Origin of the sequence: Coprococcus ammoniilyticus (genome assembly GCF_025567345.1) — a bacterium.
Classification (GTDB): Bacteria; Bacillota; Clostridia; order Lachnospirales; family Lachnospiraceae; genus Coprococcus; species Coprococcus ammoniilyticus.
The window spans coordinates 141,565-162,529 of the sequence record NZ_JAOQJS010000006.1; the positions used below are offsets into that span (position 1 = coordinate 141,565).

At 40.0% G+C, this 20,965-nt stretch carries 22 protein-coding genes; 17 read left to right on the forward strand and 5 right to left on the reverse strand.

Annotated elements, in window-relative coordinates; translation table 11 throughout:
- The first annotated feature begins 105 nt into the window (after positions 1–105).
- Positions 106–1,470, forward strand: a complete 1,365-nt coding sequence (locus tag OCV60_RS10800; RefSeq protein WP_117785260.1) for an MATE family efflux transporter — start codon at positions 106–108, stop codon at positions 1,468–1,470.
- A gap of 35 nt (positions 1,471–1,505) precedes the next feature.
- Here the strand turns inward: OCV60_RS10800 and OCV60_RS10805 are convergent, their stop codons facing one another.
- Entirely contained in the window at positions 1,506–3,002 is a 1,497-nt protein-coding gene (locus OCV60_RS10805) for an MATE family efflux transporter (protein ID WP_021944510.1), read from the reverse strand.
- A gap of 122 nt (positions 3,003–3,124) precedes the next feature.
- Complete coding sequence (locus OCV60_RS10810) at positions 3,125–3,565, reverse strand: MarR family winged helix-turn-helix transcriptional regulator (protein WP_021944509.1); 441 nt, start codon at positions 3,563–3,565, stop codon at positions 3,125–3,127.
- A 249-nt stretch (positions 3,566–3,814) separates the two neighbouring features.
- On the opposite strand from OCV60_RS10810, the gene OCV60_RS10815 reads away from it, so the two are divergent.
- A complete protein-coding gene (locus OCV60_RS10815; RefSeq protein ID WP_021944508.1) occupies positions 3,815–4,546 on the forward strand; it encodes an ATP-binding protein in 732 nt (243 codons plus the stop codon).
- Between the two features lie 38 nt (positions 4,547–4,584).
- Here the strand turns inward: OCV60_RS10815 and OCV60_RS10820 are convergent, their stop codons facing one another.
- Positions 4,585–5,313: a LytR/AlgR family response regulator transcription factor gene (locus OCV60_RS10820; RefSeq protein ID WP_173789149.1), complete on the reverse strand. Its 729-nt coding sequence runs from the start codon at positions 5,311–5,313 to the stop codon at positions 4,585–4,587.
- A gap of 153 nt (positions 5,314–5,466) precedes the next feature.
- On the opposite strand from OCV60_RS10820, the gene OCV60_RS10825 reads away from it, so the two are divergent.
- The 14 genes from OCV60_RS10825 (at position 5,467) to OCV60_RS10890 (ending at position 19,511) form a co-directional block, all read left to right on the forward strand.
- Complete coding sequence (locus OCV60_RS10825) at positions 5,467–6,810, forward strand: hypothetical protein (protein WP_021944506.1); 1,344 nt, start codon at positions 5,467–5,469, stop codon at positions 6,808–6,810.
- Positions 6,811–7,299: 489 nt separating this feature from the next.
- The gene (locus OCV60_RS10830) at positions 7,300–8,361 is read left to right on the forward strand and encodes a sensor histidine kinase (protein ID WP_021944505.1); all 1,062 of its coding nucleotides are present in this window, start codon (positions 7,300–7,302) and stop codon (positions 8,359–8,361) included.
- Positions 8,354–9,058: a response regulator transcription factor gene (locus tag OCV60_RS10835; protein ID WP_008402338.1), complete on the forward strand. Its 705-nt coding sequence runs from the start codon at positions 8,354–8,356 to the stop codon at positions 9,056–9,058. The genes OCV60_RS10830 and OCV60_RS10835 overlap by 8 nt, the downstream gene beginning before the upstream one ends.
- Before the next feature lie 453 nt (positions 9,059–9,511).
- Positions 9,512–9,976, forward strand: coding sequence for a MarR family winged helix-turn-helix transcriptional regulator (locus tag OCV60_RS10840; RefSeq protein ID WP_008402340.1), 465 nt, complete (start codon positions 9,512–9,514; stop codon positions 9,974–9,976).
- 17 nt (positions 9,977–9,993) lie between these two features.
- Positions 9,994–11,745: an ABC transporter ATP-binding protein gene (locus OCV60_RS10845; protein WP_117785263.1), complete on the forward strand. Its 1,752-nt coding sequence runs from the start codon at positions 9,994–9,996 to the stop codon at positions 11,743–11,745.
- Positions 11,738–13,663, forward strand: a complete 1,926-nt coding sequence (locus OCV60_RS10850; protein ID WP_021944503.1) for an ABC transporter ATP-binding protein — start codon at positions 11,738–11,740, stop codon at positions 13,661–13,663. The genes OCV60_RS10845 and OCV60_RS10850 overlap by 8 nt, the downstream gene beginning before the upstream one ends.
- 646 nt (positions 13,664–14,309) lie before the next feature.
- Positions 14,310–14,930, forward strand: a complete 621-nt coding sequence (locus tag OCV60_RS10855) for a GDSL-type esterase/lipase family protein (RefSeq protein WP_021944502.1) — start codon at positions 14,310–14,312, stop codon at positions 14,928–14,930.
- 27 nt (positions 14,931–14,957) lie between these two features.
- Positions 14,958–15,644: an AzlC family ABC transporter permease gene (locus tag OCV60_RS10860; protein ID WP_262530152.1), complete on the forward strand. Its 687-nt coding sequence runs from the start codon at positions 14,958–14,960 to the stop codon at positions 15,642–15,644.
- 98 nt (positions 15,645–15,742) lie between these two features.
- Complete coding sequence (locus tag OCV60_RS10865; RefSeq protein WP_262530153.1) at positions 15,743–16,939, forward strand: AAA family ATPase; 1,197 nt, start codon at positions 15,743–15,745, stop codon at positions 16,937–16,939.
- Positions 16,932–17,447 (forward strand): hypothetical protein, encoded by a 516-nt coding sequence (locus OCV60_RS10870; protein WP_262530154.1) that lies wholly within the window; start codon positions 16,932–16,934, stop codon positions 17,445–17,447. The genes OCV60_RS10865 and OCV60_RS10870 overlap by 8 nt, the downstream gene beginning before the upstream one ends.
- 94 nt (positions 17,448–17,541) lie before the next feature.
- Entirely contained in the window at positions 17,542–18,000 is a 459-nt protein-coding gene (locus tag OCV60_RS10875; protein WP_262530155.1) for a hypothetical protein, read from the forward strand.
- A 2-nt stretch (positions 18,001–18,002) separates the two neighbouring features.
- Positions 18,003–18,785: a S1 family peptidase gene (locus OCV60_RS10880; RefSeq protein WP_262530156.1), complete on the forward strand. Its 783-nt coding sequence runs from the start codon at positions 18,003–18,005 to the stop codon at positions 18,783–18,785.
- A 167-nt stretch (positions 18,786–18,952) separates the two neighbouring features.
- Positions 18,953–19,207 carry a hypothetical protein gene (locus OCV60_RS10885; RefSeq protein WP_262530157.1) on the forward strand — a complete coding sequence of 85 codons (255 nt, stop codon included), beginning with the start codon at positions 18,953–18,955 and terminating at the stop codon, positions 19,205–19,207.
- Positions 19,200–19,511 (forward strand): branched-chain amino acid transporter permease, encoded by a 312-nt coding sequence (locus OCV60_RS10890; protein ID WP_021943205.1) that lies wholly within the window; start codon positions 19,200–19,202, stop codon positions 19,509–19,511. Before OCV60_RS10885 ends, OCV60_RS10890 begins: the two co-directional genes overlap by 8 nt.
- A 219-nt stretch (positions 19,512–19,730) precedes the next feature.
- On the opposite strand, the gene OCV60_RS10895 is transcribed toward OCV60_RS10890, so the two are convergent.
- Entirely contained in the window at positions 19,731–19,907 is a 177-nt protein-coding gene (locus tag OCV60_RS10895; RefSeq protein ID WP_021943204.1) for a hypothetical protein, read from the reverse strand.
- 279 nt (positions 19,908–20,186) lie between these two features.
- Positions 20,187–20,384 (reverse strand): hypothetical protein, encoded by a 198-nt coding sequence (locus OCV60_RS10900; RefSeq protein WP_021943203.1) that lies wholly within the window; start codon positions 20,382–20,384, stop codon positions 20,187–20,189.
- A 249-nt stretch (positions 20,385–20,633) separates the two neighbouring features.
- Here OCV60_RS10900 and OCV60_RS13100 point away from each other — a divergent pair, with 249 nt between their 5' ends.
- The gene (locus tag OCV60_RS13100; RefSeq protein WP_334307892.1) at positions 20,634–20,849 is read left to right on the forward strand and encodes a hypothetical protein; all 216 of its coding nucleotides are present in this window, start codon (positions 20,634–20,636) and stop codon (positions 20,847–20,849) included.
- Positions 20,850–20,965: the final 116 nt, after the last annotated feature.

A 20,965-nucleotide genomic window follows, 5' to 3' on the forward strand; every position in this document is an offset into this window, starting at 1 on the left:
TAAAAGACAGTTCTGAAAAGTATTTTCTGACAGAGAATGCTTTTGAAAGTATTGACGGAACAGAACGGATCATATTGTATGTTATTTTGAAAGAGGAAGACGGTATTGCAGGCACATCAGACAGATTTCTCAAGTGGAAATGTATATAGAAATATTATAGAAGTAGCTGTACCAATGATTCTGGCACAGCTACTTAATCTTTTATATAACGTGGTTGACAGGATCTACATCGGACGGATCCCGGAAGTCGGTACAACTGCACTGACAGGGGTAGGTCTGTGCTTTCCGATCATTTCACTGATCACCGCCTTTACCTATCTGTATGGAAATGGAGGTGCACCGCTTTGTTCCATGGAACGCGGTAAGGGTAATGATGAAGAAGCAGAGCATCTGATGGGAAATGCTTTTACGTTATTGATCGGAACAGGAATTGTATTGACGATTATCGGGCTGATCTTTTATAAGCCGATTCTTTATCTGTTTGGCGCAAGTGATGATACATTCCCATATGCAGGCTCCTATATTCGGATCTATCTGCTGGGAACGGTATTTGTCATGGTATCGGTAGGAATGAATCCGTTTATCAACAGCCAGGGATTTGGAAATACCGGAATGATATCGGTTCTGATCGGAGCAGTTTTAAATATAATACTGGATCCTATGTTTATCTTTGTTTTAAATCTGGGAGTAAGAGGAGCGGCTATTGCGACGATTATTTCCCAGTTTTGCTCGGCAGTATGGGTACTTGTATTCCTGACCGGAAAACGGGCAGTGCTTCATTTGAAATGGAGCTGTATGCGGTTGCAGTGGAAGCGGGTTTTGCGGATCATCAGTCTGGGAGTGTCCAGCTTTATCATGGCATTTACAAACAGTCTGGTACAGGTTGTATGTAACGCGACACTTCAGGTCTATGGCGGGGATATCTATGTGGGCGTTATGACCGTGTTGAATTCCGTGCGGGATATCTGTACACTTCCGGTTATGGGTATTACAAATGGTGCATCTCCGGTCATGAGTTTTAATTATGGAGAAGGGGCATATGAGAAGGTACGGAAAGCCATCCGTTTCCTGACTATATTATGCGTAACCTATACTTTTGCGGCATGGGGCACTCTCAGATTGTTCCCGGAGCCGTTTATCCGTATATTTAATCATTCACCGGAACTGATCGCAAAAGGGGTTCCGGCATTACATATATATTTCTTCGGATTTTGTTTTATGGCATTGCAGTTTACCGGACAGAGTGTGTTCCTTGCGCTTGGAAAGGCGAAAAAGGCTACCTTCTTTTCTCTGCTTCGGAAGGCATTTATCGTAGTGCCACTTACCATTCTGCTTCCGAAAATCGGAAATCTTGGAGTGGATGGTGTATTCTGGGCAGAGCCAATCTCGAATCTGATCGGCGGATGTGCCAGCTTCTTTACAATGTGTGCCACGGTGTTGCCTGAATTAAAGCATGAAAAAGCTCGATGAAAAATATAAACGACCGGATAGGATTATTAATTAATTTATTCAATCTCCCGTAGTGCCTTTCTGAACTGGAAGAAGAACAGGATGGCGGTGAAGGTTACGGCGATCAGGTCTGCGATCGGTTCTGCCATGTAGACAGCCATTGTCTTATCTGAGGTGTAGATATGCGGCATAATGAAGATCAGTGGGATCAGCAGGACAAATTTACGCATGATCGCAACGATGATGGATGCCGGAGCGTTACCGAGGGCATTGAATGTCATCTGACAGGAGATCTGGACTCCAAATAAGAACATAACCGCGAGGTAGTATCTAAGTGCAACTTTAGTAAACTCGATCAGAGCAGTATCCGGGGTAAAGATGGATGCAAAAACCTGAGGGAAACACATAATGCAAAGCCATAATAAAACAGAATATGTCAGGCTGACCTTCAGCAGAAGTTTGAATGCATCCTTTACTCTGGATGCATTTTTTGCACCATAGTTATAACTGATGATCGGCTGAGCACCCTGGCCAAGTCCCTGAAGTGGGAGCATGGCGAACTGCATGACGCTGGTAAGGATCGTCATAGCACCGACGGCCATATCTCCGCCATATTTCAGAAGGGAGGAGTTGAAGCACACGGATATGATACTTTCACTTCCCTGCATGATAAAGACGGCAGAACCGAGTGCCAGACATGGCAGGGTATAGGAGGCCTGCAAACCGAGGTTTTTCACACGGATGCGGAGAGTTGTCCGCTTGCCGAAGAGGAAGCTTAAGACCCAGATGCAGGAACAACCCTGAGAAATGATTGTTGCAAGGGCCGCGCCTTTTACCCCCATATGAAGCGCAAAGATAAAGATCGGGTCTAAGATAATATTCGCGATCGCACCGATCAGTACGGACAACATACCTTCTTTGGCGAAGCCCTGTGCAGTGATAAATGCATTCATACCCAGAGTGAGCTGTACAAAGATTGTGCCGATTGCGTATATATTCATATATGAGGTTGCATAGTTAATGGTATTCTTACTTGCACCGAATGCCAGAAGCAGGTCGCGATTCCAGATCAGAAGAACAGCAGTCAGTATAACGGATAAGATGATCTGCATGGTAAAACAGTTACCGAGGATTTTCTCGGCATCGTCTTTTTTATTTTTGCCCATATAGATGGTAGCCCGTGGAGCACCGCCATTTCCGACCAGAGCCGCGAAAGCGGAGATGATCATGATAAGGGGCATACAGACACCGACACCGGTAAGTGCCAGTGAACCGTTTTGTGGAATATGACCGATGTAAATACGATCAACGATGTTATACAGCATATTGATCATCTGTGCGGCGACTGTAGGAAGTGCGAGCTTTGCCAGTAATTTACCGATCGGTTCTTTTGCCAGAAATTCCCGGTTGGATGAGCCTGTGTTGTGGGCAACCTGGTTCGGTTGATTATTCTTGATGTTTTTCGATATGGATTCTCCGCCGGTTGGTGGTGAAGCTTTTGATGTGTTGTTTGAAGAATCGGTCATGCTGTAGGCTTGTGTTTGTTTCTTCATGTATATTCCTCGTTCCTTTGATTGATATTTTATATTGTATAAAAGTTAATTGCGATATGAGCTTGCCTGAATATAGTATTGTCCGAACTGCCCGGTATTCAGGCAGCAGTGTTGTGATCATATTATTTTAAATGCGATAACACATTGTCATACAAACGCTTGTTATAGGATGCAAAATTCTTCTTTTCGTCATCTGAAAAACCTTCAAAGATGCAGGAGATCAGTTCGTCCTGCTTTTTCTCGATTGCATGTACAACAGGAATTGATCTATCGGAGAGCTTCAGATGAATGATCCGTTTATCATTTGTATCCGGATGTCTGGTCAGATAGCCTTTGTCGGCGAGAGAATCAATGGCTGTGGATACATTTCCACGCTGTAGCATACGAAACTCTACGATATCTCTGGCAGTATCATGTACCGGATTATTGTGTAAAAAAGTAATGATGATAACTTCAATCCGTGAAAGCTTATAGTCTATCCGGATGCTCTCAAGATATTTTTCCTGAAGCTTCATCAGGCTTTTTGTCATATCAAAAATATTGGATGGTGATTGTAGGATCATATATATTCCTCATTTCTTAATTAAGTTCTTTTTAGAACTATTATAGCTTTAAAATAAAAAGAGTCAAGCTGTTTATACAATTTTTATAGAAAGAGAAAAACACAGTCTGGGTGTTATCTGAAACAGAAAACTAGAGATAAAAATATTATTGACAGGAAAGAAATAATAGATATACTAAAATTTATAGTGTTTTTTGGAGAATTCAGATAATAGAATATATGAAAAAATATGTTTGACCAGAGGATAAATATGCCACAGATGAACGAGAAAAACTGGATGATCATAGTAGCAGTAGTTATTGTGCTTATAGGATCACTGATCTACAATATCATTTCAGCAAGAAATCTGAAGAAAAAAAGACAACAGTTTGTAGAAAGTATCCAATCTTCATATACGCATATGAAGAGTATAGAAGACACCAGCAAAAAGATATATGAGATTTCAAACGAGATCAATGAAATGATCCGGGAGCAGAAAGACACCGAAGAGTACATAGAAAAAAAGAAGAAGGAGATTGAGGAGATCAGGCAGATGATTGTGACAAATGACACAATCCTTGACTGTGCAATCTCAGATAAGCGGGATCTTGCAAGGAAGAGGCAGATTGCATTTACTTATAATATTCCAACCGGGTTACCGGAGATTCGTATGGAGGATGTCGATAAGATTCGTCTGTTTGCCAATCTGTTAGACAATGCGATCGAAGCAGCCGAGTGTGTGCCGGTGCAGGATGCAAATGGGGAAAATAAAAGATTCATACATGTATCGATATTGAATCGTGGGAGTAACTTCTTTATCACTGTTAAAAATTCCAAAAGAACGGAGATTGCCGTTATGGAGAATCAGTTCCATACAACGAAGCCGGATGCAGAAAACCACGGCAGAGGTGTTCGTATTATCAGGCAGATTGTTGCCAGGTACGATGGAACGGTCGAGTTCACGGACAAGGGTGATGCCTTTGAAGTAGCGATCATGTTGTAAAAGGCATACAGAACAGCCATGGTTTGTGTGTTTGTAATTTACAACATAGCATGTTCGGAGATATATTTGAGGTAGTCGGCTTTGAATGGTTTGGCATAGCGTCTGCCAACAGGCAGTTTGATGCTGCCGGTCAGCTCGGTTTCCTGTGAGGATAAATTTTTTACATATCCAAGATTGATCATGAAAGAACTATGGCATTGCGAGAAATAGGACGGCAGTCGTTCGCTTACAGCCTGAAGGGATTCGTACACTTTATAGGCTTCCCCATCGTCAGTATAAATAATAATCTCGCGGCTGAGCCGTTCAATATGAGTGATCGTTCCGCATGAAAGGGTGTACCGTTTTCGGTTGGAGATAACGTCCAGAAAGCGTGCTTTTCGTTCAATTACAAGCTGAATCGCTTTATCCAGTGCCTTAGGCAGATATTGTTGTATGGAATCCTTTGTAACATAATATATGTGACGGACTTCGTAAGATTCAGATATATAGTCGGTATGGCTGGTGAGGAAGATAACTGCACACTGTGGGCAGCATTGATTAAGCTCGGAAGCAAAATCGATACCGTTGAAGTCCCCCATTTCGATATCTAAGATTGCAATATCATAATTAATCGTATCGGTCTCAAGCAATTTTTTTAATTTCTCTGGCTCGTAGGAGTCGATTCTGAAAGTGAAGGATTCAGAAGCATCCAAACAGGAATGTGCAAAACTGGTTGTTTCTTTTAATTGTAGATCTGAATCATCACATATTAGAAGTTTGAGTTTCATATATGGTATCCCCCCTGTAATTGGTAATTTCAATGTAGAAAACATTTTGCTTAACTGGTAATATTATAATAAAAAGGTTGCCATAAAACAAGAAAAATGTCAAAATATATATACGCATATTGATGACGGTATAAAGAAAGAGAGAAGATAGAAATGAACATATGGACATTCCTGCAGGTGCTCGGAGCAGCCCTGATCACGGCATTACAATTTAATATTTATCTGGGTGCTTATATGGGAATGGATCGTGGAAGAAGAGACCGGATCTATCTGGGCTTGAATATTTTAAATATGTTTTTCCTCCGCGTTTTAATAAATACAAGTATACAGCTAGATGCACCTGCATGGCTTCGTGCCATCATTTATATTTTTGGATTTGTGATGATGCTTGTAGGCGTTGTATTATACCGTAAAGAGTGCATGGTTATAAATTTGGTATCATTTATGGTGGGTATTATGACATTTGATCTTGTTACGGTGACGATGTCAGCAGTGATCGAGGAACTGTTTGGATATGCATATAATGATACACCGGTATTATACAGTGCAAAAGCATTGCTTGTCTGGCTTGGAGTAGAAGCCTTGCGTGAGGGCATAGGAACGATCATTGAAGTCTGGTTTATGCGGAAATATATGCCATACAGGAAGTTCCGGAGACAATCATTTGTCAGAAGCATGGTGTGGATTCTGGCTGTTGGAACCGGATATATGATGTTGGTTGTGTATTTTGTGACTATGGTAAAAGAGGTTAATCTGATGTCACAGTTTATAGCACTGGGAATCTGGGCATCTGCTTTTATAGCTACTTATCATCTGTATACGATCGTATATAATAGCTATCAAAGAAAAATGATACGTTTTCTGGAAGCAAAGATGAAGCAGCAGAAAGAGGATTATGAGAAGCTTCTGGCGGATTACAACAGGCTGCGGGATATCAAGCATGATCTGTATAATTATGTGCATATACTTGATCTGGCAGGAGATGTCCGGAAGGAACAGGAGCAGATCAGACAGTTACAGGAAGATCTGAAACCGGGAAAACAGAAGGAGTATATAAAATACACAAATCTTTCAATCCTGAATCTGGTATTAAATAATGTTACATCTGCCTGTGAGGGTGCAGGTATTCATCCGGAAGTTGCAGCAGAAGAAATTCAGATTGATACAAATGTAGAACTGGACATGGGATATCTGATCGAGCGGATGGTACATAATGTTATTTTGTTGAATGAAGATCAGGGAGAGAATAAGCAGGATTCCGTATCAGAGTCATTGTCCCGGACACTCCGGATTCAGATCGCACCATCGGAATCCTCAGATGGAAATATTCAGGTTGTGCTTAAGGGTATCGGACTTCGTATGAAGGGCATTGAGATGAATTCAGACAACAGAAAGGAGATACGGAATAATAAGCAGATCATCCAGTTTATTATGGAGCGGCATGAGGGATTCCAGTGGAATAACAGGAAAGAATCTCATCTGTATCTGACTGCATAAGCAGAGAACCGTATCCGGAATTTGTAGAAATATGTCGATTACGACGGAAACATTGCAGATTACGACAGGTTTATTGTATCTGATAAATGTTTTGATATAATAACTTCATAGATATATTGAAAACCGATATATTATTGAGTGGGAAAGTTCATAATATATGCATTTATGTCAGAGAGGACATATATTTTTCAGCCCAATCAGCTCTCCTTGCTGCAAGATTGTGGAAACTCAGAATGAGTGCAGTAGATTATGGTTGCAAAATATGAAAAGCATACATTGGAACGGATGAAGGAAGATCTGATAGTTGTACCGAGAAACGCAGGTATCAGGTCTTCTTTTTTTAGCCTTTTACCATGTCTTAACCATAAAACGTGCTACAATATATGTTGTTACAGTTTAGAATATGAATATATAATAATGATTGTCAGAATTGGTTGAAATGGATACGATTGTTATAACAGATTACAAAAAGATACAGCGGAGAAAATGATGAACAGATTCCTGAATTTTACAAAGAATTTTTTAATTACAGCAGCGATATTGGTATGTGGATTTTTGTTGTCCCTGTTTATGCAGAAGGAGTGGGGAAATCAGACTTTGATACCCTCTATTTTTCTGTTGGATGTATTTCTGGTATCCGTTATCACAGATGGTTTCTTATATGGTGCGGTCGCATCTGTCATCAGCATTCTGGCGGTAAATTATGCATTTACATTTCCGTATTTTAAGATTAATTTTACGATCCCGGAAAATATGATCTCTGCCGTTATCATGATAGCTATTGCAGTTATTACCTGCGGATTTACAAATAAGTTGAAGAGTCAGGAACAGTTAAAGGCAGAGAGTGAACAGGAGAAGATGCGGGCCAATCTGCTCCGATCCGTATCCCATGATTTTCGGACACCGCTTACAACGATTTATGGTGCAAGCTCTGCAATGTTAGATGATAAGAATGAATTTACGGAGGAGCAGAAAAAAAGCATGCTTCGTGGAATCAAACAGGATGCACAATGGCTGTCGCGAATGGTTGAGAATATGTTATCGATTACCAGACTGGATGGAAAAAATGTTAAGATCATTAAGATCCCGATTGCGTTGGATGAGCTGTTAGATTCTGTTCTGGTTAAGTTCAATAAACGGTATGAAGGTCAGAATGTTGAGATTGACATTCCGGATGAACTGATCATGATTCCGATGGATGCGATCTTAGTCGAGCAGTTGATCCTGAATCTGTTAGAAAATGCAGTTCAGCATGCAGAGGGGATGAATAAGCTTGGGCTTCGTGTATATACGAGTGGGCATTTTGCAGTATTTGAGATCCGGGACAACGGATGTGGTATTCCGGTTGATAAGGTAAAGGATATATTTGCAGGGAAACTGGTTTATGGTGAATCAGGACTTGACAGCAGTAAGAAAAATGCAGGGATCGGGTTGGCGGTATGTACCACGATCGTAAAAGCACATGGTGGTGAGATCTCTGCGGAGAATCTGCAGGATGGCGGTGCTGTTGTGCGATTTACACTGGATATGGAGGAAACTGAGAATGATTAATAACAGATATAAGATATTGATAATTGAAGACGAAGAACATATTAATAATCTGATCAGTGCGCTGATGGAAGCAAATGGATATCAGGCTGTTTCCGCATATTCCTGTCGTGGGGGACAGATGATGTTTGCATCCCATCGTCCTGATCTTGTCATTCTGGATCTGGGATTGCCGGATCGGGATGGAATGACATTTTTAAGGGAAGTGCGGCAATCATCATTTACACCGATCATCGTTTTATCGGCACGTTCTGATGAGAGGGATAAAGTAGAGGCACTCAATGAGGGCGCAAATGACTATGTAACCAAGCCATTCAGTTCAAATGAACTGGTAGCAAGAGTACGTTCAGCACTCCGTATCGCTACGCATCGGGCAGAGGATGGATTGCGGCCGGGTGGAAGATTCGAGGTTGGAGAGCTGGTTATCAATTATGATGCAAGACTGGTTACGATCGCCGGAAATGAAGTGAAGCTGACACAGACAGAATATAATATTGTAGCGTTGTTATCCGAGCATGCAGGTAAGATGCTGACCTACAGTTTTATCATCAACGAGATCTGGGGATATAATGATTCGGGAAGCCGGAAGAAGCTGCAGGTAAATATGGCGAATATCCGAAAGAAGTTCGGTGCAGTTCCCGGTAAGGAGAATTACATAACGAATGAATTAGGGGTCGGATACCGGATGTGTGATTCATAGAAAAGAATTCTGAAACTCTACAGCATTCGGTCACGGGGATGGCGCTTGTTATAAATAACGTGCTGCGATTTCTGTTCTCTGGACATTGCCCTATTCGTAAATACTCCTGTGCTAACTCGCCTTTGGCTCAGACAAGCACTCGTATTTACTGGCAATGTGCAGTTCACAACGAAATCTCGCAATGTTATTTTATAACAAGCACCATCCCCGTGACCGAGTGCTGTAGAGTTTTTTGTATAATTAGATAATTGACTATAAGAGAAAGATTTTATGTTTTTTAATATAAAATACAGGAAGTGGTGTTGACACATTCTTTTTTTTGAACTAAAATGTAGCGTGCTACACATGAAAAAAGATGTATAGTATGTATAAGATATGCAAGCTATATAACATTAAATGTAAGAGCATTTTCCGGGAATTATACATAGCTGTAAATAAAAGAAAGGAACCGTAATGGAACAGGAAAAGGATATGGATGCAGATCGAAAGCTGCCGTGTGGTCCGGAGAAGGACATCGGTTATTATATTAAGCGGATCAATGATAAGCTGAAGGCCGGATTTGACGCATATTTATGTGACGTGGATCTGACCAGTTCACAGGCAAGAGTGATTGAATATGTGTACTGGAATGGTGGAATGGTGACACAGAAGGAGATCGAGGTATTTCTGGATGTAGCGCATCCGACAGTTGTCGGCATCGTGAACCGTCTGGAAAAGAAAGGTTATCTGAACTGTCATCTGGATGAGAATAACAAACGAAATAAGATGGTATGCAGCACCTGTGAAGCTGAAAAACTGCTCAATAAAATGTATGAAGGCAGGAGAGCTGCGGAACAGAGACTGCTTCATTCTTTTTCAGAGAATGAGGTGGCGCAGGCGAAAAAGCTGCTTGAAAAATTATATGAAAATATCAGATAAAGAAAGAAGGAGGACGTATGATCAGAAAATTATTAAAAAGTTTGCGGGAATATAAGAAGCCGACACTGCTTACGATATTCTGTGCAGTAATTGAAGTAGTATTTGAGATTTTAATTCCACTTTGTATGTCTGATCTGTTGGATTTTGGTATCGAAGGTGGAAAGATGAGTATTGTCGTAAAGGATGGAACATGGCTGATTGTGCTTGCAGCCTTACAGCTTTTAACAGGTGTGCTTGCAGCAGTTCTCGGTGCGAAAGCGTCAGCAGGATTTTCCGCAAATCTGCGACAGGATATCTATGATAATGTCCAGACATTTTCATTTTCTAACATAGATAAGTTTTCCACTTCATCTATCGTAACAAGACTGACCACAGACGTAACGAATATTCAGAACGCATATCAGATGATCATTCGTATTGCAGTCAGAGGACCGATCATGCTGATCTTTTCCGTGATCGTTTCCTTTACGATCAATGCAAAGCTGGCATGGATATTCCTGATCGTTATTCCGTTTATGGGATTCGGTCTGATATTTATAGCAACCAAGGTGCACCCGATCTTCGAACGGGTATTCCACAAATATGACGGTTTAAATAATATCGTTCAGGAAAATGTAAAGGGAATGCGGGTTGTCAAATCCTTTAATTCGCAGGAAGCCGAGATCGGCAAATTCAAACATGCATCAGGTGATATCTATAAGGATTTTGTAAAGGCAGAAAGAATCCTGGCATTTAACTCTCCTTTGATGCAGTTCTTCATGTATGGATGTATGATCGCAATTTCATGGATCGGTGCAAAAGCCATTGTGGCAAGCGGAAATAATGAAGCACTTGGACTTACGACCGGTAAGTTGACTGCACTTATCACATATGCGATGCAGATATTGATGTCACTTATGATGTTATCAATGGTATTTGTCATGATCATGATATCCAGATCTTCAACGGAACGTATCGTTGAGGTGCTTGAGGAGACAACTACGATACAGAATCCGGAGAACCCGGTTCAGACTGTTGCAGATGGTTCGATCGTGTATGATCATGTGGATTTCTCTTACAGCAAACGGGCAGATAAGAAAGTTATTGACGGAGCAGATCTTAAGATCCGATCCGGTGAGACCGTTGGTATTATCGGTGGAACCGGTTCATCGAAGTCTTCCTTTGTCCAGTTGATCCCTCGTCTGTATGATGTGACAGGCGGAACACTTATGGTCGGTGGCGTGGATGTCCGCAAATATGACCTGCAGGTGCTTCGTGATGCAGTTGCAATGGTTCTTCAGAAGAATGAACTGTTTTCAGGGACAATAAAAGAGAACCTCCGCTGGGGAAATGAACAGGCGACGGATGAAGAAGTAAAAGAAGCCTGCCGTCTTGCCTGCGCGGATGAATTCGTTGAGGCGATGCCGGATGGATATGATACCTACATTGAACAGGGTGGAACAAATGTCTCCGGTGGACAGAAGCAGCGTCTTTGTATTGCGCGGGCACTTCTTAAGAAACCGAAGATATTGATCCTCGATGATTCGACCAGTGCGGTTGATACAAAGACCGATGCGATGATCCAGAAAGCATTTGCCGAATACCTGCCGGACACGACCAAGATCATCATTGCGCAGAGAATTTCCTCTGTTCAGCACGCAGATAAGATCGTGGTATTGGATGATGGTAAGATCATGGATGTAGGTACGCATGAAGAATTGATCGTAAAGAGTCCGATCTACAGAGAAGTATATGAATCACAGCAGAAGGGAGGCGGTCAGGATGAGTAAACAGAAGAAACAGATGGACGCACCCGACAGAGAGCAGGGCAGCAGGGTCAATAAAAATACAGCCAAACGGCTGCTGTCCTATATCGGAGCATATAAGAAGACGCTGGTTGTTGTATTTATCTGTATTATCTTAAGTGCACTTGCAAGTGTAGCGTCGGCAATGTTTATCGAGATACTGATCGATGATTATATCACCCCGATCCTTGCAATGGATCATCCGGTCTATACCGGGCTGATCAAGGCACTTTGTATGGTCGGCGTTATTTACCTGATCGGTGTATTTTCTACATGGTTTTATAACTACCTGATGGTAGGGATCGCACAGGGAACTCTGAAAACCATACGAGATGAGATGTTCGAGAAGATGCAGAGCCTGCCAATCCGTTATTTTGATACGCATACACACGGAGATATCATGAGCTGCTATACCAACGATACTGATACGCTCCGCCAGATGATCGCACAGTCCCTTTCACAGATGATCTCATCGATATGTACGGTTGTTGCGGTATTCTGCTGTATGTTATATCAGAGCATTTATCTGACACTGATCGTTGTCGTGATGCTGTTCTTTATCATGAAGCTGGTGAAGGTCATCGGTGGCAAGAGTGGATTTTATTTTATAAAACAGCAGCAGACACTTGGTGCATTAGATGGTTATATCGAGGAAATGGTCAATGGCCAGAAGGTTGTTAAGGTATTCTGCCACGAAGAGAAAGCCAGAGAAGATTTCCAGAAAAAGAATCAGGAATGGCAGCAGGCAGCAGCCAGTGCAAATGGTTATGCAAGCGGAATGATGCCGATGATGAATGCATTTGGTTATGTGCAGTATGTAGTTGTAGCGGTTGTTGGAGCATGGCTTGCGATCTCCGGTGCAACGAATCTGACGCTGGTCGGAACGAATACAGCCACTCTTGGTATGATCGCATCCTTCCTTACGTTGTCGAAGAACTTTACCAATCCGATCTCACAGCTTTCGAATCAGTTTAATGCGATCGTAACGGCACTTGCAGGCGCGGAACGTATCTTTAAGCTGATCGATGAAGAACCGGAAGTGGATAATGGTTATGTAACACTTGCAAATGTCAAAGAGAAAAATGGTGAGCTGGTGGAAGTGAAAGAACGAACCGGAATCTGGGCATGGAAGCATCCACATGAGGATGGCAGTCTTACTTACCAGAGATTAGAGGGCGATATCGTTCTGGATCATGTGGATTTCAGCTACAATCCGGACAAACAGATCCTGCGTGATGTGACGCTCTATGCGAAACCGGGTCAGAAGATCGCATTTGTAGGTGCGACCGGAGCAGGAAAAACGACGATCACCAATCTGATCAATCGTTTCTATGATATAGACGATGGTAAGATCCGGTATGACGGAATCAATATTAATAAGATCCGCAAGAAGGATCTGCGGGCATCTCTCGGTATTGTATTACAGGAGGTCAATCTGTTTACCGGAACGGTTATGGAGAACCTGAAATATGGAAATCCAAATGCCACGGATGAGGAATGTATTGCAGCCGCCAAGCTTGCGAATGCGCATAATTTCATTATGATGCTGCCAAATGGTTATGACACGGTGCTTGCCGGAGATGGAAGCGGATTGTCACAGGGACAGCGGCAGTTGATCTCGATCGCAAGAGCAGCCGTATCCAATCCGCCGGTTATGATATTGGATGAAGCAACCTCCTCGATCGATACAAGAACGGAGGCGATGGTTCAGCAGGGAATGGACCGGCTGATGGAAGGTAGAACCGTATTTGTCATTGCACATCGTTTGTCTACAGTTAAGAATTCGGATGTTATCATGGTACTGGATCATGGCGCAGTCATTGAACGTGGTACACATGAGGATCTAATCGCAAAGAAAGGAACCTATTACCAGCTTTATACCGGAGCATTTGAATTGGAGTGATAAATAGTAAAAACTCTACTGTTACCTGTCTCTGGTGGTTGCTCTTATTATAAATAACGTGCTGTGATTTCTGTTCACTGCACATGCCTGATTCGTAAATACTCCTGTGCTAACTCGCCTTCGGTTGAGCGGAGCACTTAGTGAAGACGAGCGTTAGCGTAGTTTGAGATTAGTGTAGCTTACTCTGATCCGGCAACAACGAAATCTCGCAATATTATTTTATAATAAGCATAATACCCAGCCCTAGGAAGCAGTAGAGTTTTTTGCTATTTTTAGGCAGGCGGTAAATGGTGGATAGCGTATTGATTATAGCATGACTAGGTTTGCTATAAGAGAAAGTTATAACGAATTCTAATATTTATGTATTGTATTTTAGTTGGAATTTGTTATATAATTCATACATTCCGAATAGGAATAGTAAGATAATGATGCGCAGAAACAAAAATTGTATTAAGTTTGAACACTTCGGATTACCAAGACAGAGGCATTTGAGTCCGCCGGTCCTTAGGTGGCGCTGTAAGCGGCAGCTTAGTACCGTTGCAGGACGAAACGAGCGGAAGCGTCCTCTGATTGGTAATGCCGAAAGTGTTCAAACATGATGATATTACGTTACGGCATTAGTAAAATATAAGAAGGAGGAAATGCCATGCGACAGGTATTATGCTTTGGTGATTCAAACACATATGGTTATGTGCCGGGAACGGCAGAACGCTATGACTGGGATACCAGATGGACCGGAATCGTAGGAACTGGACTGATGGAAAAGGGATATATTGTACAGGAGGAAGGGCTGTGTGGCAGAACTACAGTATTTGACGATCCGCTTCGTCCGGGCAGACGTGGCAGTGAACTCCTTCCGATCATATTAGAAACCCATAAGCCGGAAGATCTGATCATTTTAATGCTTGGAACAAATGATTGTAAGACATTTTATGGTGCAACGGCAGGCAGTATCGGCTTAGGTATCCGTAAACTTGTGCGACAGATCCGGGATGGTGCGCCATCAGCGAAGATTCTTCTGATGTCACCGATCGCACTGGGCGAGAAGGTCTGGGATGGATTTGATCCGGAATTTGGGGAAAATTCTGTACAGGTGTCCAAAGAGCTGCCGGAGATTTACCGGCAGATCGCAGAGGAAGAAGGACTTTATTATCTGGCGGCTTCTGATTATGCCGTACCATCGGAACGGGATCAGGAGCACATGGATGAAGAAGGACACAAGGCGCTGGCGGAAGCGGTACTGGAAAAAATTTCAGAGATATTGTAATGTGAGTTAGGAGTATAGAGAAAAATTATGACTGGGGAGACTGTAGACAGAAAAGAAGTATTAAAACAGGCATTTGTGAAAGCTTTGCCGATCACCGGAAGTTATCTTTTTGTCAGTATGGCATATGGACTTATGATGCAGGAAGCAGGACTTTCATGGTTCTGGTCGTTGTTTACCAGCCTGACGGTATATACCGGCGCATTTCAGTTTGTGCTGGTAACATTCTTAAGTAGCGGTGCATCGATCCTCACGATCGCACTGACTGCATTGTTCATGAATAGCAGACAGTTCTTTTACGGACTGACATTTGTTGAAGATTTCAAGAAAATGGGTAAGCGTTATCCATATATGGTTCACACAATGACGGATGAGACATACAAGGCTGAAAATGCTGACTGTGAAAAACGCCAAGAGCAGATTAAGGTTCAGAACCAACAGAATTATGAGAAGTACCATGAAGGGCAGATGAGCCGAGAGGAGTTCCTGAGTGAAAAGAAGCAGCTAGAGGAAGAAAAAGAACGCCTGGAAAGACGAAAAAAGGAACTGGAAGAATTGATCAGCGGCGAGAAAGAAATCTTGCTGAAGAAGAATATTCCGGTGGAGCAGATGATGGAGTTTTTGGGGTATGAGAAACTGACAGAGGAGATGCTTGAAAAGTATGTGGATGGGATATATGTGTATGATGACGGACGAGTGAAAATAAAATACAAATAAAAACAGATATCACGTTTTTAATATTGAATAAATGACAGCGATATGGCATAATATATAATGTAATAACGGAATTAATGTGAATAAGGAGGAAATGAAAAGTGAGGCTGTTGAAAATATTTATAAATAATATGCCACGTTTTAAAGAAAATATAGATATTGACTTTATTACTAAACAAAGAGTGGCAGAAAATGATAAGGAAAAATTATTTAATGTTTTTTCTAATAATTACACCGAATTTTATACTAACCAAGCAATTTCATTTATAGGACTCAATGCATCTGGAAAAACAACAATATTAAAAGCAATTTCATTTGTTATCAATTTACTTAATAATGAGGCTCTCAATAATATTAAGTCAAAGGAAATATTAAATGATTTATCAGAGGGCGAAAAAGTTACAATCACTAGTTTTTTCTATAATGAGAATAGAGTTTATAAACTTGAGACAGTCATAGAAAAAAAAATAAACCCAGTTGATAATGAAGAAAAATTGATTATTACGGAAGAAAAACTTTGGGAGAAAGATGCTAATAAAATAAGAACAAAGAAGAGTCTATTTGATTTTAAAGACTCAGATATACGAATTGAAAGAAATGAAAAAGAACAATTTTTATTAAATGATGTAAGTGTTATGATTGCAATTAATAAGGAAAAGCAATCAAATTTTCCAGTAAGAGATATGCTAATGTGGACAAACCACAATATGTTAAATATACTTGGAAAATTTCCAAAAGAACTGCTTACCTTTTTAGATCCTAGTATTGAATATTTTAAATGTAGCGTAGAAAAAAAATCAGCAGATATTCGTCTGAAATTTTATGGATCAGAAGAAATTATACTTAATAGACCAAGTGAGATAGAAAAATATCTTTCATCGGGTACTATTAAGGGAATAAATGTTTTTATGAATGCTCTGCTTTGTTTTATAGAAGGTGGTTATTTAATTGTTGATGAACTTGAAAACCATTTTAATGAAGAGATTGTAACCACATTAGTTCGCTTTTTTATGAACCCTAGTGTAAATAGAAATGGTGCTACTTTAATATATTCTACACATTATTCAGAATTATTAGATGAATATGAGAGAAATGATAGCATTTACATTGTTAGAAATCGAGGAGGAATATATGCTGAGAATCTTTCACTTATTTTAAAACGAAATGACATTAAGAAGAGTGAAGCATATGAAAGTGGATATTTAGAAGGCACTGTTCCAGTGTATGAAGCATATATGGCATTAAAAAAAGTCCTTTCTAGTGTGAGAATAGGGGAGGATGAAGAAGAAAATGAGTAAGTATAAGGCTTGTATTTGTGAAGGAGGAGCTGAAACTGCGATACTGGATTTATTATTGGATCAAAATAAATTGATATTCTCAAGAGATGAATTGCTTGAAGGTGAAATACTTAGGACAAGAAAAGGAAAAGAATTTGAAACCCGTTATTTGAAAAAGGACTTTTCAGGAAAAATAACGGTGTATAGAATACTTGATTCAAGAAGAGAAAATTTTAAGATAAGTAAGGCGTATCAGCGAAAAGTAGAAGTTGTGAACGTAATTACAGCACCTGAGATAGAAATGCTGATAATTTGCAACGAAGGAAAATATCAGGATTTTGAAAAGAAAAAGAACATGTCACCGAGTGAATATTGCAAATCTATTTTGAAAATGAAAAATGTAAAAAGTGTTTCGTTTGTTAAGGAATATTTTGCTGATGTATCTATTCTGGAAAAAAGTCTTCATGAGTATAAGAGAGTATCTAAAGTGCGAAAAAGTGAAAAGACAATATATGATTTACTGAGGTAGAAATAGCGAATGGAAATTAAGAAACGAAAAGTTTGCAGTTTACGCATGATTTCAACCCGATAATATGAAAATATACAAAAGGAGAAAGGAAAAATTGGAAGAAATAGATGAATTGTATCAAGCATTTTCTAACGTAACTGCAGAAGAAAGTGGAAATGTTATAAGTGATGAAAACAACAGAAATTTGCAATATAAAGATACATATAATATTCATGTTCCAAAAACTAGAGATAAAATTGTGTTGGATATAGGTTTAATTGAGAAACTTCGGAAAGAATGTAAGGAAATCAAGCAAACAAAGTTTCCTTATGCGGAAGCTTGTTTGGGTGTAGCATCACTTTTACTGGGAGCATTTTTAAGCGCCTTGATATCTCAAGTGGCTTATGAACTAAAATTTTTGAGTATACTTTTTTATTCGATTTGTCCAGTTGGTGGAATTGGATGTAGCGTTGCATATTATTTTTTAAGGAAAAATAGTATGGCAGATGCAAAGAAATTGGCAGATTACGTAGAAGAATACATAATTGTTCCAGCGGAAGAAAGTGAGGAGTAGAAATGGAAATTAATGACATTGGTACTCAGCTATTATATACAACAGTACCTATTTACGCACAAAATAGTGATAAATCTCTGTCAACGGGGACAGGTTTTTTGTTTTCTGTTCGTGAAAGTGAAACGGAATCAATACCATTATTGATAACAAATTATCATGTACTAAAAGACGCTATGATTGGATTTGTTGAGCTGCATATTGGAGAAAAAGGATTTCCTACTGATAAAACAATAAGGGTGCAATTTGATAAGTCAATTATAGATGGAAATAAACTAGGAAAGTTAGATTTGATTGCGGTTCCATTGGCAGGAACATTTAATGATTTTCAGAATAGAAATATTGAAATTTTTTTTAGAACAGTGGATCAAAATATGGTGCCTACTAAAGAACAAGAGGATAAGCTTTCTGCAATCGAAAACGTAACATTCATAGGATATCCAAGTGGATTATATGATGAAAAAAATAAGATATCAATAATTAGACAAGGGATAACGGCAACTCCAATATGGAATGACTTTAAAGGAGAAGAAGTATTTTTGATTGATGCAGGTGTATTTCCAGGATCAAGTGGAAGTCCAGTTTTTATTTATAATCAAGGAACATATCCTGTGAAAGATGGAATTGCACTTGGAAGTAGGTTGATTTTTGTGGGTGTATTATCACAGACAATGTTGAGAGATAATGCGACGGGAAAAGCTTATTTGAATTTAGGAAAGGTAATTAATAGTAGGGCTATGTACCGTGAGTTAAATAAGTTTATTCAAAGATTAAAAGGTACGATGTAAAATAATTTGGTGTGGGATATTTTGTGACAATGACGTAACATCCTCCCCACCTATTTAGTGACAATTATATAACGTCCTCTATACAGAAATATGCGGTTTTAAGCCATTTTCATGGTAAAAAAGCCGCATATTTTTTGTAGCAATGACTTGACATCCGCGGGGGCGCTGTGCTTGGCGGCATACTCGGTCAGATCCTTCCGGTGAAATTAGAGGGGATCGATTTCTGTATGACAGCGTTATTTATTACGATCGCGATCGATCAATGGAGAAGTGTGAAAGTGCATTTGCCGGCACTTGCCGGGTTTATCGGAGGTGTGCTGTTGCTTCTGTTAATAGGAAAAGATTATTTCCTTCTTCCAACTTTGATTCTGGTATCAGGTCTGTTGCTGATCTGTGAAAGAAAGGTGGAAGCCCATGAATGATCGATATGTATTGATCTGTATCCTTGTGTCTGCAGCGGCGACTTTGTTTATGCGGGCGCTCCCATTTACCATTCTTGGAAAGAGAAAACAAATCCCCGAAAAAATCCGGTATCTCGGACGAATCCTTCCGGCAGCCATCATGGCTGTGCTGATCGTATACTGCCTGAAGGAAGTACCGACCGAATTCTTAAGCGGTGGCTATAAGAAGTTGATCGCAGCCGCAGTTTGTGTCGCCCTTCATGTGTGGAAAAAGAATACATTTGTCAGCATCATAGGCAGTACGATTGTGTATATGTTATTATGAGCAATGACACCGAAAAAAAGGGCTGTCGCACCAATCACTTAGTGCGGCAGCCCTTTTTTGTAGTATCCGTTGTAACGAAATTACTTTGTTTTATTTGATCATATTGTTGACAGCCCCTCTATTTTGTGATGAGGCTATCTATTCTAAGAATATGTCAATGAATAAGCATTATAGCCGGGGGATTATTATGTAAAAATAATTATGTTAATGAACTGCGCATTAGTGTTCTAACGCAGCAAGTTTTGCCTGTAATGCAGCAATTTCGGCATCTTTTTCGGACAAAGCAGCGTCCTTTTCAGACAAAGCAGCGTCCTTTTCTTCCAACGCTTTCTTCATCTGTTCGATCATAAAATTAACAGTATTTTCATCCATCTTTTTTAATGCTTTTGAAAACATACTAATAACCTCCTCAGGGCGATACAGATATTCAGATATATCCTGGCATATAGATTCCATCCATGGATAGTTGGATATCAGTGTGGTAAGGTTGTCTGTAGAGTCAGCGGTTAGCAGAGACAACCATGCATTTAGATCGTTGATATCTTTAGCATACTTGCTATTTTTAAATACGTCAAGGTTAACGACATAGTATTCCTGTAAAAGACTCAGATTTACACCAGTATTAAAAATGGTTCTTCCATGATGCAGATAGATATAGGTTAGTGGCAGACTTTTTTAGCCCTCCATAAATTCCATAAAACGTTTTTTCCAGTCATCAGGCCAGTTCTTATATGTCCAATAAAGTTTTGGGTATTGTTTTAATTCTGCAAGGCATTCATCTTCCGTTCGTTGTGGAAAAAGCTGATAAATATTGAATGCGGAATGTTTGGTGCTTGAGTTTTGTGAAATGGTAGTTTTGTCCTTGTTATACATAAAAATTCCTCTTAATTTCCGGTACCTGATTTGTCGACAAAACCACCATACCAGAAATAATGGTATAAAAACCGTTGATGTAATAACTTGTATGGTTTGATGTAACTTTTGGTAAGTGGATGCTTATAAAGACAATCTGTAAATATTTTTCCGGTAAATATTTTTGAAAAATTTCAAAATTTTACTTATGGTTTTCGGTAAAGTGCCAGTAGAATATATATTCTAAAATTAATATAAAAGAGAAAACAGATCTATGAGAAAATCCGGTATCTCGGACGAATCCTCTCGGCAGCCATCATGGCAGTGCTGACCGTATACTGCCTGAAGGAAGTGCCAACCGAATTTTTAAGCGGCGGCTATAAGAAGCTGATCGCAGCCGTAGCTCGCGTCGTTAATAAAATAACAACACCCCGGTCGCGAGGGATGCGTACCAGGGTGGTATTCAAAGGACATACTTTATTATAAACATTTGTATTTTGGACTGTCAATTCGTTGCTGGTTAAGAAATATATAAATTTATGTGCCTATGCGTTGGTTTGTAAGGTGAGTATACTTATACTTGACACAATGCATTGTTATTA